The following is a 13,446-nucleotide window of genomic DNA, read 5'->3' as shown; positions in this document are numbered from 1 at the left end:
AGCAGGCCATGGGAGCGCTTTCTCACCTGCGGGTGTTGGATCTGTCTCGGGTGTTGGCCGGACCTTGGTGTGGGCAGATTCTTGCCGACTTGGGCGCGGATGTGATCAAGGTCGAGCGTCCCGGCAGTGGCGACGATACACGCGCCTGGGGGCCGCCCTTCCTCAAGGATGCGCAGGGCGAGAGTACCAGTGAAGCTGCTTATTACCTGTCCGCTAATCGCAACAAGCGCTCGGTCACGATTGATTTCACCCAGCCCGAGGGTCAGCGCCTGGTGCGTGAGCTGGCGGCCAAGTCCGATATCGTCATCGAGAACTTCAAGGTGGGCGGTCTGGCCAGCTATGGGCTGGATTATCACAGCCTGAAGACGGTCAATCCCACTCTTATCTATTGTTCGATCACGGGCTTTGGTCAGACCGGTCCGTATGCCAAAAGAGCGGGCTACGATTTCATGATTCAGGGACTGGGCGGGTTGATGAGCCTGACCGGGCGCCCTGAGGGCGAGGAAGGCGCGGGGCCGATAAAAGTCGGGGTGGCGCTGACGGATATCCTGACGGGCTTGTATTCCACGGTTGCGATTATGGCTGCGCTTGCCCATCGCGACCAGGCGGGCGAAGGCCAGCATATCGATATGGCGTTGCTGGATGTGCAAGTGGCGTGTCTGGCGAATCAGGCGATGAACTACCTGACCACCGGCGTTGCACCGAAGCGGCTGGGTAACGCGCACCCCAACATCGTTCCCTACCAGGACTTTCCCACTGCAGACGGCGATTTCATTCTTACCGTGGGGAACGATGGGCAGTTCCGCAAGTTCGCTGAGGTGGCGGGTCAGCCCCAGTGGGCGGACGACCCGCGGTTTGCCACGAACACGCTGCGGGTAGCGCATCGGGCGGAGCTCATCCCACTGATCCGTCAGGTGACGGTGTTCAAGACTACGGCGCAATGGGTTGGCCTTCTGGAGCAGGCGGGTGTGCCGTGCGGACCGATCAACGACCTGGCGCAGATGTTCCAGGATCCGCAGGTGCTGGCCCGTGGGCTGGCGCTGGATGTGCCGCATGCGTTGGCGGGCAGTGTGCCGCAGGTGGCGAGTCCTATCCGGCTGTCGCGTACACCGGTGGAGTACCGTCACGCGCCGCCCTTGCTGGGTGAGCATACTCAGGCGGTACTCGAAGAGGTGCTGGGGCTGGAGGCGAGTGTCGTGCAAGAATTGAGGGATGCCGGCGTGGTGTAGGTGGGGTGGTAGACCTCTCTATAAATGAGCGGGGCGGCCGAAAGGCCGCCCCGCTTTGTTTCAACTATTTGAATTTATTTGAAATTAAGCCTTGACCGCCGTTCAGATCCCCTTATAATGCGCCCCACTTCCGCAGCAAACGGAACGCGAAACTCCTTGAGAATCAACGAGTTAAGCGAGTTCGGCGCGGTGCGAATGGCTTCGATCCTCGGGTTGAAAGCGGTGAAAAAGGCAGTTGACAGCATCGTTTGGTGCTGTATGATTCGCCTCCCGCTACGAGAGATCGCAGCGAGTCAAGTGTTTGAAGCTAAACGAGTTTCTCGGAAAAAACTTCACAATAAACGCTTGACACGAAGTAAGGCTGCTGTAGAATGCGCGGCCTCGGTTGAGACGAAACGCTCTTAGCCAAACGCTCTTTAACAAATCGAATCAAGCAATTCGTGTGGGTGCTTGTGAGTACGGACTGATCGTCGCATAGATTATCAGCATCACAAGTGGCCATGCGAGAAATCACATAGTCATTTGAGATTGCTGAGCCAAGTTTAGGGTTTCTTAAAAACCCAAGCAGTATTGAACTGAAGAGTTTGATCATGGCTCAGATTGAACGCTGGCGGCAGGCCTAACACATGCAAGTCGAGCGGATGAGAGGAGCTTGCTTCTCGATTCAGCGGCGGACGGGTGAGTAATGCCTAGGAATCTGCCTGGTAGTGGGGGACAACGTTTCGAAAGGAACGCTAATACCGCATACGTCCTACGGGAGAAAGCAGGGGACCTTCGGGCCTTGCGCTATCAGATGAGCCTAGGTCGGATTAGCTAGTTGGTGAGGTAATGGCTCACCAAGGCGACGATCCGTAACTGGTCTGAGAGGATGATCAGTCACACTGGAACTGAGACACGGTCCAGACTCCTACGGGAGGCAGCAGTGGGGAATATTGGACAATGGGCGAAAGCCTGATCCAGCCATGCCGCGTGTGTGAAGAAGGTCTTCGGATTGTAAAGCACTTTAAGTTGGGAGGAAGGGTTGTAGATTAATACTCTGCAATTTTGACGTTACCGACAGAATAAGCACCGGCTAACTCTGTGCCAGCAGCCGCGGTAATACAGAGGGTGCAAGCGTTAATCGGAATTACTGGGCGTAAAGCGCGCGTAGGTGGTTTGTTAAGTTGGATGTGAAAGCCCCGGGCTCAACCTGGGAACTGCATCCAAAACTGGCAAGCTAGAGTACGGTAGAGGGTGGTGGAATTTCCTGTGTAGCGGTGAAATGCGTAGATATAGGAAGGAACACCAGTGGCGAAGGCGACCACCTGGACTGATACTGACACTGAGGTGCGAAAGCGTGGGGAGCAAACAGGATTAGATACCCTGGTAGTCCACGCCGTAAACGATGTCAACTAGCCGTTGGAATCCTTGAGATTTTAGTGGCGCAGCTAACGCATTAAGTTGACCGCCTGGGGAGTACGGCCGCAAGGTTAAAACTCAAATGAATTGACGGGGGCCCGCACAAGCGGTGGAGCATGTGGTTTAATTCGAAGCAACGCGAAGAACCTTACCAGGCCTTGACATGCAGAGAACTTTCCAGAGATGGATTGGTGCCTTCGGGAACTCTGACACAGGTGCTGCATGGCTGTCGTCAGCTCGTGTCGTGAGATGTTGGGTTAAGTCCCGTAACGAGCGCAACCCTTGTCCTTAGTTACCAGCACGTCATGGTGGGCACTCTAAGGAGACTGCCGGTGACAAACCGGAGGAAGGTGGGGATGACGTCAAGTCATCATGGCCCTTACGGCCTGGGCTACACACGTGCTACAATGGTCGGTACAGAGGGTTGCCAAGCCGCGAGGTGGAGCTAATCTCACAAAACCGATCGTAGTCCGGATCGCAGTCTGCAACTCGACTGCGTGAAGTCGGAATCGCTAGTAATCGCGAATCAGAATGTCGCGGTGAATACGTTCCCGGGCCTTGTACACACCGCCCGTCACACCATGGGAGTGGGTTGCACCAGAAGTAGCTAGTCTAACCTTCGGGGGGACGGTTACCACGGTGTGATTCATGACTGGGGTGAAGTCGTAACAAGGTAGCCGTAGGGGAACCTGCGGCTGGATCACCTCCTTAATCGAAGACATCAGCCTGCTGATGAGCTCCCACACGAATTGCTTGATTCATTGTGAAAAGACGATGCTGTAACGCGACCCTGTTATAGGTCTGTAGCTCAGTTGGTTAGAGCGCACCCCTGATAAGGGTGAGGTCGGCAGTTCAAATCTGCCCAGACCTACCAATTACTTGGTGCGGCCTACGAGATGTAGCAGATACACGGGGCCATAGCTCAGCTGGGAGAGCGCCTGCCTTGCACGCAGGAGGTCAGCGGTTCGATCCCGCTTGGCTCCACCACCTTTGTACAGCACTGTTAGAACTCAGAAATGAGCATTCGCGCGTCGCGTTGACGCCGCGTTGGAATGTTGATTTCTGGCTTTTGCCAGATCGTTCTTTAAAAATTCGGATATGTGATAGATACAGACTGATGACCAGTTTCACTGCTGGAAATCAGGCTGAGGTAAAATTTGTGAGTTCTGCTCGAAAGAGCGACGTGCGAATTTTCGGCGAATGTCGTCTTCACAGTATAACCAGATTGCTTGGGGTTATATGGTCAAGTGAAGAAGCGCATACGGTGGATGCCTTGGCAGTCAGAGGCGATGAAAGACGTGGTAGCCTGCGATAAGCTTTGGGGAGTCGGCAAACAGACTGTGATCCAGAGATCTCTGAATGGGGGAACCCACCTAGGATAACCTAGGTATCTTGTACTGAATCCATAGGTGCAAGAGGCGAACCAGGGGAACTGAAACATCTAAGTACCCTGAGGAATAGAAATCAACCGAGATTCCCTTAGTAGTGGCGAGCGAACGGGGACCAGCCCTTAAGTTGATTTGAGATTAGTGGAACGCTCTGGAAAGTGCGGCCATAGTGGGTGATAGCCCCGTACACGAAAATCTCTTTTCAATGAAATCGAGTAGGACGGAGCACGAGAAACTTTGTCTGAACATGGGGGGACCATCCTCCAAGGCTAAATACTACTGACTGACCGATAGTGAACCAGTACCGTGAGGGAAAGGCGAAAAGAACCCCGGAGAGGGGAGTGAAATAGAACCTGAAACCGTATGCGTACAAGCAGTGGGAGCCTACTTTGTTAGGTGACTGCGTACCTTTTGTATAATGGGTCAGCGACTTATATTCAGTGGCGAGCTTAACCGAATAGGGGAGGCGTAGCGAAAGCGAGTCTTAATAGGGCGCTTAGTCGCTGGGTATAGACCCGAAACCGGGCGATCTATCCATGGGCAGGTTGAAGGTTAGGTAACACTGACTGGAGGACCGAACCGACTACCGTTGAAAAGTTAGCGGATGACCTGTGGATCGGAGTGAAAGGCTAATCAAGCTCGGAGATAGCTGGTTCTCCTCGAAAGCTATTTAGGTAGCGCCTCATGTATCACTGCTGGGGGTAGAGCACTGTTTCGGCTAGGGGGTCATCCCGACTTACCAAACCGATGCAAACTCCGAATACCAGCAAGTGCCGAGCATGGGAGACACACGGCGGGTGCTAACGTCCGTCGTGAAAAGGGAAACAACCCAGACCGTCAGCTAAGGTCCCAAAGTCATGGTTAAGTGGGAAACGATGTGGGAAGGCTTAGACAGCTAGGAGGTTGGCTTAGAAGCAGCCATCCTTTAAAGAAAGCGTAATAGCTCACTAGTCGAGTCGGCCTGCGCGGAAGATGTAACGGGGCTCAAACCATGCACCGAAGCTACGGGTATCACCTTTGGTGATGCGGTAGAGGAGCGTTCTGTAAGCCTGTGAAGGTGAGTTGAGAAGCTTGCTGGAGGTATCAGAAGTGCGAATGCTGACATGAGTAACGACAATGCGAGTGAAAAACTCGCACGCCGAAAGACCAAGGTTTCCTGCGCAACGTTAATCGACGCAGGGTTAGTCGGTCCCTAAGGCGAGGCTGAAAAGCGTAGTCGATGGAAAACAGGTTAATATTCCTGTACTTGCAGTTATTGCGATGGAGGGACGGAGAAGGCTAGGCCAGCCTGGCGTTGGTTGTCCAGGTTTAAGGTGGTAGGCTGAAATCTTAGGCAAATCCGGGATTTCAAGGCCGAGAGCTGATGACGAGTTGCCTTTAGGCGACGAAGTGGTTGATGCCATGCTTCCAAGAAAAGCTCCTAAGCTTCAGATAACTGGGAACCGTACCCCAAACCGACACAGGTGGTTAGGTAGAGAATACCAAGGCGCTTGAGAGAACTCGGGTGAAGGAACTAGGCAAAATGGCACCGTAACTTCGGGAGAAGGTGCGCCGGCGAGGGTGAAGGACTTGCTCCGTAAGCCCATGCCGGTCGAAGATACCAGGCCGCTGCGACTGTTTATTAAAAACACAGCACTCTGCAAACACGAAAGTGGACGTATAGGGTGTGACGCCTGCCCGGTGCCGGAAGGTTAATTGATGGGGTTAGCGCAAGCGAAGCTCTTGATCGAAGCCCCGGTAAACGGCGGCCGTAACTATAACGGTCCTAAGGTAGCGAAATTCCTTGTCGGGTAAGTTCCGACCTGCACGAATGGCGTAACGATGGCGGCGCTGTCTCCACCCGAGACTCAGTGAAATTGAAATCGCTGTGAAGATGCAGTGTATCCGCGGCTAGACGGAAAGACCCCGTGAACCTTTACTATAGCTTTGCACTGGACTTTGAGCTTGCTTGTGTAGGATAGGTGGGAGGCTTTGAAGTGGGGACGCCAGTTCTCATGGAGCCATCCTTGAAATACCACCCTGGCAACCTTGAGGTTCTAACTCAGGTCCGTGATCCGGATCGAGGACAGTGTATGGTGGGTAGTTTGACTGGGGCGGTCTCCTCCCAAAGAGTAACGGAGGAGTACGAAGGTGCGCTCAGACCGGTCGGAAATCGGTCGTAGAGTATAAAGGCAAAAGCGCGCTTGACTGCGAGACAGACACGTCGAGCAGGTACGAAAGTAGGTCTTAGTGATCCGGTGGTTCTGTATGGAAGGGCCATCGCTCAACGGATAAAAGGTACTCCGGGGATAACAGGCTGATACCGCCCAAGAGTTCATATCGACGGCGGTGTTTGGCACCTCGATGTCGGCTCATCACATCCTGGGGCTGAAGCCGGTCCCAAGGGTATGGCTGTTCGCCATTTAAAGTGGTACGCGAGCTGGGTTTAGAACGTCGTGAGACAGTTCGGTCCCTATCTGCCGTGGACGTTTGAGATTTGAGAGGGGCTGCTCCTAGTACGAGAGGACCGGAGTGGACGAACCTCTGGTGTTCCGGTTGTCACGCCAGTGGCATTGCCGGGTAGCTATGTTCGGAAGAGATAACCGCTGAAAGCATCTAAGCGGGAAACTTGCCTCAAGATGAGATCTCACTGGGATCTAGAATCCCCTGAAGGGCCGTCGAAGACTACGACGTTGATAGGTGGGGTGTGTAAGCGCTGTGAGGCGTTGAGCTAACCCATACTAATTGCCCGTGAGGCTTGACCATATAACACCCAAGCAATTTGAGCGTGAGCGCCGAATTGTGGTGGTGAAGACGAGAGAACCGAAAGTTCGCGACGAACCACAGAATCACATATCCGAATAGGCTGGGGTGTCCGTAAGGGCGCACTGGCAACCGAATTTCTTGACGACCATAGAGCATTGGAACCACCTGATCCCATCCCGAACTCAGCAGTGAAACGATGCATCGCCGATGGTAGTGTGGGGTTTCCCCATGTGAGAGTAGGTCATCGTCAAGATTCATTTCGCAAAACCCCTATCTGCGCGAGCAGGTAGGGGTTTTGTCTTTAAGTAGAGACTACAGAAATTCGCAGACACGTCCTTGGGACGGGCCTGCACACAGGATTTCTTGACGACCATAGAGCATTGGAACCACCTGATCCCATCCCGAACTCAGCAGTGAAACGATGCATCGCCGATGGTAGTGTGGGGTTTCCCCATGTGAGAGTAGGTCATCGTCAAGATTCATTTCGCAAAACCCCTATCTGCGCAAGCAGGTAGGGGTTTTGTCTTTCTGGAGGATCTGTCAGGTCAGGTCAGCAGATTACGTACGTTGCCCATCGCCTGATCGGCAAAGCCCTGCAAGAAAGCCTGGAATTCCGGTAGCGCCTGCGGTCCTCCTTCCCAAGGTTCTGCCTGGATAGTCCAAGTCGCTCGGCTGGATTGGGCGTCGATGTGCTCGACCTGCATGGCTGCCCACAAATTGCCGATATTCAGGCTGGTATAGATCAGGCTCCACGTCATGTGCATCGCTTCGTCATCCCGCGAGTTCAACTGCTCGATCACTACATTACCGTCCTTGAACAGCTTCTTGCGTACCGAGCGCACCCCGCTGCCGGTCATCTCGATATGCGAGAGGGCCGGGATGAACACTGGAAAGCCAGCGAAGTTGCCCACCATGCTCCACACAGCGGAGGCCGGTGCGGCAATGTCCACGCTGGAGACCACCAGGCAACCTTGTGGATTGCGAATCAGGGTATCGGGCTTGAGTGCTTGCATGTCGTATTGCTCCTGTTGTGATAAAGCGAAGAGTCAGAGAAAACCGATGTCGCTGAGGTAGCGGCAACCGCGTTGCAACAGCGCTATGTCCTTGACCGGATAGCACGCGCCCATGCGTCGCACGCCCTCTCGGGCATTGCCATGCTCGATACCGGCGATATCGCCGATGTCCTCCTCGAAACCTTCGAGGTAGAAGCCCAGCACGTCGAACAGCGCGTTGTCGCGATCGACCCGTCCCAACTGACGCTGCCATTGCGCGACATCGACCACATCGAAGGCGTGGCCCTGTTCCCGAAACGCAGCCAGGTAGTCCTGCCAACGCAGGGGCTCGGGGTTGTGCAGATTGAAGACACAGTGCCCAGGCTGGTACCGGCTGCTGTGAAAGGCGATGAAGCGGCTGAGGAAGTCCACCGGCATGAGGTCGAAATCGATCTCCAGGTGGGGGGCCTGACCCAATTGCAGTGAACCCTTGAGCATCAGCATCAAGCGATTACGGTGTGGCTGACAGACGCCATTACGACTGTCGAAGGTGATGTTGCCAGGCCGGAACAGATTCACCCGTACGCCCGCCTCACGAGCACGATGCAGAATGCGCTCGCCCACCCATTTGCTCAGGTTGTAACCATTGCGCAGGTAGATGGGCGGCGTGACGGCCGGGTCTTGTTCCAGTACACGCCCATCACCGCTCACCGCGCTGCAGGCTGACAGTGTCGAGACGAAGTTGAAGATCTTCTTGCGCCGTCCTTCGCACAGCCGCAGGCATTCGAACAGCGGCTCGATGTTATCCACAGCCAGTGATTGGTAATCCAGCACGTGATTGACCTGCGCTGCGTTGTGCAGCAAGGCACCGAAGTTCAGATCAAGGTCATCGTAATCCGCCTCGCCAAGCCCCAATCGCGGGTGGCGCAGATCCGCGGCAAGCACCCGCACCCGTGTCAGGTCGAAGTCCAGCTGGTTATCGCGCATGGCTTGGGCAAAGCGTTCGTTGGCCGTCTGCTCAGCGCTGCTGCGCACCAGGCACGCCACTTCGGTAGCTCCCCAGTCGAGCAGCGCCTCGACCAAGTGGACGCCGAGGAAACTGTTGGCGCCGGTGACGATGACCTTGTGCACATCGCCCATGGCCTCCAAGGGCAGCACGTGCAGATCCAGCGGCCGATTGGCGTCCTGTTCCAGACGGTCCAAGCCCGCGTCGATTCCCCCCTCTTCACCGTCGAGCAGCGCCGCCAGCCGTTGCAGCGTCGGCTGCTCGATGAAGCGGTTAATGGCAACCCCGCAGCCAAACAGCTGACGCACCTCCAGCAATAGCCGGGAGAGCAGAATGGAATGGCCGCCGAGGTTGAAGAAGCTGTCGTCCACGGAAATGTCCGCCTCTGCCAGCTCCAGCAGTTCGCTCCACAGCACCAGCAGGCGCTGCTCGGTGGCGGTACTGGGGGCGACCCGTGCGCTGAGAGGCAACGCCAGCGGTCGCGCCCGTAGGGCCTGGCGGTCGACCTTGCCGTTGGCCGTGAACGGCATCCGCTCCAACACCTGATAGAACACTGGGCGCATATAATCCGGCAGATGCGCTTCGGCGTGTTGGCGCAGCGCTGTCAGGGCATTCTGGGCAGCGGGCTGCGCCATGAACGCCAGCACCCGCCGCTGCTCGTCGATCACTACCACCAGTTGCTTGTACAGTCCGCTTGCACGCAGACAGTGTTCGATTTCTTCCGGCTCGACGCGAAAGCCGCGGATCTTCACTTGGTTATCGAGTCGCCCACACAGCTCGATACCGTGGTCTGTCCATTTGCCGATATCCCCTGTGCGATAGGCGCGCAAAGCGCGGCCGTCTGGCAGGTCGAGGGTGACGAACCGTTCTTGGGTGAGTGTCGGATTATTCAGATAACCCAGGCCGACTCCGGGCCCGCAAAGGTAGAGTTCGCCCGGCGTCTGCTCGACGACCGGTTGCAGATGCGGGTCGAGGATCAGCACCTGAGTGTTGGCGATCGGCTTGCCGAGGTTTCGGTTGCTCGTACCGACAGCGAACACCCGGGTGGTCGCCAGCACAGTAGTTTCGGTCGGTCCGTAGATGTTGTGCATCTGGCACTGCTGGCTGTAGCGCGCGATCACCTCCGGCTCGCAGACATCGCCTCCCGTCACCAGGTGCCGCAGACCCAGAGGCGCGTCACTGGGCAGGATGCTCAACAACGCGGGTGGCAGAAACGCATGGCTGACCGCTTGGCTGTGGATAAGTGTGACCAGCCGCTGTGGATCACGGCGGTGCTCCTCGTCCGGAATCACCAACTCCGCGCCGCAGGCGAATGTGGGCAGGATATCCAGCAGCGAGGCGTCGAAGCCGATGGTGGAGAACTGCAACACACGACTGTCGGCATCCAGTTCGACATGCTCGCTATACCAGGCGATGAAGTGCATGAGGTTGCGCTGGCTGAGCAACACCCCCTTGGGCTGCCCGGTGGTGCCGGAGGTGTAGATCGCCACGCACGCGCGGTCTGGCTCACCAGGACGTTGCTGCAGCGAAGGCACGTCCGCCCCCTGGGCCGACGACAATCGGCTTACATCCAGCGAAGGTAGGGCTGTCTGCACCGTGCCATCGTGCAGCAGCACCTGCGCGCCGGCGTCCTCGAGAATGCGTCTGCGACGATCAGCGGGGGTTGCAGGGTCCAGTGGCAGATAGATAGCGCCGCAACCCAGCACGGCCAGCAGGCTTGCATAGAGGGCGGGTGACTTGGCCATGCACACACCGACTACCGCAGGCTGGTCAGCGTGTTCGGGTAGTAGCGGCAACAGCGGCTGCTGCACCGCGACGGCTAGCCCGTGCAGTTCGCGATAGCCAATACGTTCGCCACTGCTATTGAGAGCGGGTCTCTGCGGCGCTTGGCGCAGGCCTTGCTCCAGGTACTGCATCAAGTCGCCTTCAGCTTGCTCCAGCAGGTCTGCGCGCTGTGTGCGGTTGAAGGGGTGATGGAAAGCCAGCGACTCCAGCCACTGCAGTCCATGCTCGCGCTCATGCAGCCCAGCCAGCGCTGTGGGCATCTCGCGAAGCGCACAGGCATCGCGGGCCAGTCGGGTGCTCAGCAGGGTGACCTGCTCGGTAATGACCTGCAGAGCCTCTTCGCGCACTTGCTGGCCATTGCCTGAAACGGGTGCCGCCAGCGCCACCCGTGCGATCAGACGCTGCGCCGTGGCGCTACCATACCAGCACAGAAGCTCGAGTGCGGGCAGCGTAGCCGCGTGATGGGTGCCCAGTCGCAGCCTCAGCAGAGGCGCATCGACAAGGCACTGCCAGTCGCTGGAGGACAGCGCCAGGCTGCCATCGTCCAATGCCAGCGAGTGCGTTGCGCTCAGCGCCTGACGTAGCGCCGCCGGGCTTTCGGCCAGCACGCAGGCATGGCCGTGATCGTCGAGCATCTGCGCCAGTGCGTGCAGCGCCGGGCTGATGCCGACCAGAATGATGTTGAGACGTCGCATGCGCAGCTCCTCAGGGCAGGTAATCACGCAGGGCGTCCTGCACACACGGCGACTCGAGCATCGAGCTGCCGCGGAAAAAGCGCAGGATGTTGCCCAGCAGCGGATGCTGGTGATTGATCGGATAGGCCAGGCCGAGCACTTCCTCGCGCAGCGCCTGACGCAGGTCTTCGCTGATGGGCAAGGCCTGGATCAGGCTGAAGTCGAACGTCTGCTGGATCTCGTTGGTCAGGTACTGGCCGAGGAACACCGGCAGCACGCGGGCGATGGCTTCGCGCTCGTGTTCAGGCGCGGCCTGCCAGTAGATGCGGGTCAGGCGTGCCCAGAAGCTGGAATGACGCCCTTCGTCGAGCAGGTGATCGGCCATCAACCCTTTCACCGAGGGCTTGACCGTGTCGTCGCGGGCAAACGCTGCGACGTCATCGGTGAGGGTGTTCTCGGCGATGCCGACGCAGATCAGCTCCAAGGCATCGCGCAAGGACGCCGGTACCTGGGCCAGCGCTGCGGGTATGGCGCGGCTGAGTTCGATCTCGCCAGGCAGGACGATGGGCTCGATGCCGGTAAGGGCGATGGTCTGCTGCAGAAAGTCCATGGCCACCAGCGCGTGATAGTCCTCATCGACCACCACGGTCATCGCGTCATAGCGGCAGGCGAACGGGAAGCGCACGGCGAAGTGGTCCTTGGCGATGCGCCGGGCGGTGCGGTCGACGATCTCGGTCTCGAAGATCACTACATCGTTGATGAACTTGTAGAGGCTCTGCACCAGCACGAAGTCGCGCAATTGCGGGCAGCCTTGCTGGAAGGTGGCACTGAGCACCAGCGGTTGGCGACTGAGGGGATAGATCAACCGCTGGTCGTCCTCGACCCGGCGACGCGGCCGCGTGCGGATGGTGGCGCGCTCTTCCCAGGCCTCGGCGAAAGAACGGTAGTCCAGCGCATTCATGGCAGCACCTCACCGGCCGGCACCTGCAACGAAGCGCGCAGACGGTCCCACAGCGCGGTACGACTCTGCACGGCAGTGATGGCAGCCTCGTAGACCTCTTCCTGACGCTGCGGGTCGCCATCGACCAGGCGTGCCAGCAGTTGCTCAGCCGCGGGACCATGGTCTTCGGAGTCCACCTCGATATGCCGTTGCAGGTAGTAGCGGAACGTCGGCGCTTGGGCCTGACCAATACCCCATTCATCGAGGATCTGCTGGAACATCGCGGGAATGACGCTCTCGCGGCCATGCAGGAACGCGGCGGCCACGCGGTGCGCTGGAGCGTGCAAGGCCACGTCGAGGGTATCGCTGACGAAGCGCCTGGCCGCCTCGCTGGCGCCTGAACGTTGCAGCGCGGTGAGGTAGTCCACGCCTTGCTGCTGCAAGCTGACGAAGTGTTCGATGGCCTGCGTACTGGCCCCGACCTCGCGCATGGCGTCGAGGTACAGCTCGAAATGACTGTAGTGGCCATGTTGCAGGCGGTCATCGGACTCTTCACCGAGCACGATCTCATTGATCAGCCGTGCCGCGGCGGGATCCGACGGCGGCAGCCAGGGCAGGCGGACACAGGTCAGTTCCTGTTGCAGACGTTTGGTCAGCGACATGAAATCCCACACGGCGAAAACATGGGTTTCCATAAACCGTCGCAATGTTTCGAGCGAATCGATCTCGGAAAACAATGGGTGCCGGGCGAGGGCGCTCTTATGGTTGGACAGGGTGCTGTTCAATGGGCTCATCACAATTATTCCTCGTGGAAATTAGGCGCTTAGTTACCGTGCCGTTACAGCCATTACAAAGTCTGGGCGAACGAGTGCCTCGATCTAAGTTCGATGGCTGAGCAGTCTCGGTATAGCCGGCGGACCATGAAGCATGCGGCCTGCAGCAGGCCAGGCAAGTTCCAGGGGTCGGCGATGAAAAGTTAGAACAACTTCAAAGTTGTCGGCAAATGTTTTTTAAAATAATTTTTTGGAGTGGGAATATTGAAGAATGGGAGCTCGTATAAAACTTTTTGAGAGTTTTATTTAATTAAGCAGTGCCCCTTCCGATAACTAAGATCAGAAAATTAAAGTTGAGTGAATGCCTCACTCGGAGCACTGGTAAAGGGCGTTGCGGGAGTGTTTCGCTTTACGGGGGCGGCTGATCGCCATGCGGCCCTTGCCCCGATATCAGACTCCTTCTGCGGGTGTATGGAAGGCCTGCGACCGGGCCCCGAACAGGGCGATCAGCAGTCA

The 13,446-nt window shown here is 57.4% G+C and carries 5 protein-coding genes, 2 tRNA genes and 4 rRNA genes; 7 read left to right on the top strand and 4 right to left on the bottom strand.

What is annotated here, in order from left to right; all coding sequences use genetic code 11:
- Nucleotides 1-8 precede the first annotated feature (8 nt).
- The 7 genes from ACK2SD_RS23745 (at nt 9) to rrf (ACK2SD_RS23715) (ending at nt 7,238) form a co-directional block, all read left to right on the top strand.
- Nucleotides 9-1,229 (top strand): CaiB/BaiF CoA transferase family protein, encoded by a 1,221-nt coding sequence (locus tag ACK2SD_RS23745; RefSeq protein ID WP_412460992.1) that lies wholly within the window; start codon nt 9-11, stop codon nt 1,227-1,229.
- Nucleotides 1,230-1,801: 572 nt separating this feature from the next.
- Nucleotides 1,802-3,338: ribosomal RNA gene (locus ACK2SD_RS23740) — 16S ribosomal RNA — on the top strand.
- Nucleotides 3,339-3,424: 86 nt separating this feature from the next.
- Nucleotides 3,425-3,501: transfer RNA gene (locus tag ACK2SD_RS23735), tRNA-Ile, on the top strand.
- Nucleotides 3,502-3,538: 37 nt separating this feature from the next.
- Nucleotides 3,539-3,614: transfer RNA gene (locus ACK2SD_RS23730), tRNA-Ala, on the top strand.
- 254 nt (nt 3,615-3,868) lie between these two features.
- Nucleotides 3,869-6,760, top strand: a 23S ribosomal RNA gene (locus tag ACK2SD_RS23725).
- Nucleotides 6,761-6,897: 137 nt separating this feature from the next.
- Nucleotides 6,898-7,013, top strand: a 5S ribosomal RNA gene (gene rrf, locus ACK2SD_RS23720).
- Between the two features lie 109 nt (nt 7,014-7,122).
- Nucleotides 7,123-7,238: ribosomal RNA gene (rrf, locus tag ACK2SD_RS23715) — 5S ribosomal RNA — on the top strand.
- The 16S, 23S and 5S rRNA genes sit together here with 2 tRNA genes alongside, the layout of an rRNA operon.
- Nucleotides 7,239-7,305: 67 nt before the next feature.
- On the opposite strand, the gene ACK2SD_RS23710 is transcribed toward rrf (ACK2SD_RS23715), so the two are convergent.
- Genes ACK2SD_RS23710 through ACK2SD_RS23695 form a run of 4 tightly spaced genes read right to left on the bottom strand, consistent with a single transcriptional unit; the run spans nt 7,306 to nt 12,951 of the window.
- Entirely contained in the window at nt 7,306-7,773 is a 468-nt protein-coding gene (locus ACK2SD_RS23710; RefSeq protein WP_412460991.1) for an SRPBCC family protein, read from the bottom strand.
- A gap of 33 nt (nt 7,774-7,806) precedes the next feature.
- On the bottom strand, nt 7,807-11,238 hold the full coding sequence (locus ACK2SD_RS23705) for an amino acid adenylation domain-containing protein (protein WP_412460990.1): 3,432 nt from the start codon (nt 11,236-11,238) through the stop codon (nt 7,807-7,809).
- 10 nt (nt 11,239-11,248) lie between these two features.
- On the bottom strand, nt 11,249-12,178 hold the full coding sequence (locus tag ACK2SD_RS23700; protein ID WP_342650027.1) for a diiron oxygenase: 930 nt from the start codon (nt 12,176-12,178) through the stop codon (nt 11,249-11,251).
- A complete protein-coding gene (locus ACK2SD_RS23695) occupies nt 12,175-12,951 on the bottom strand; it encodes a DUF3050 domain-containing protein (RefSeq protein ID WP_029614631.1) in 777 nt (258 codons plus the stop codon). Before ACK2SD_RS23695 ends, ACK2SD_RS23700 begins: the two co-directional genes overlap by 4 nt.
- Nucleotides 12,952-13,446: the final 495 nt, after the last annotated feature.

The sequence above is a fragment of the Pseudomonas sp. SC11 genome (assembly GCF_047039205.1).
GTDB lineage: Bacteria > Pseudomonadota > Gammaproteobacteria > Pseudomonadales > Pseudomonadaceae > Aquipseudomonas > Aquipseudomonas boreofloridensis.
The sequence above is the reverse complement of the archived record's forward strand: the minus strand, read 5'-3'. Positions and strand labels throughout refer to the sequence as shown.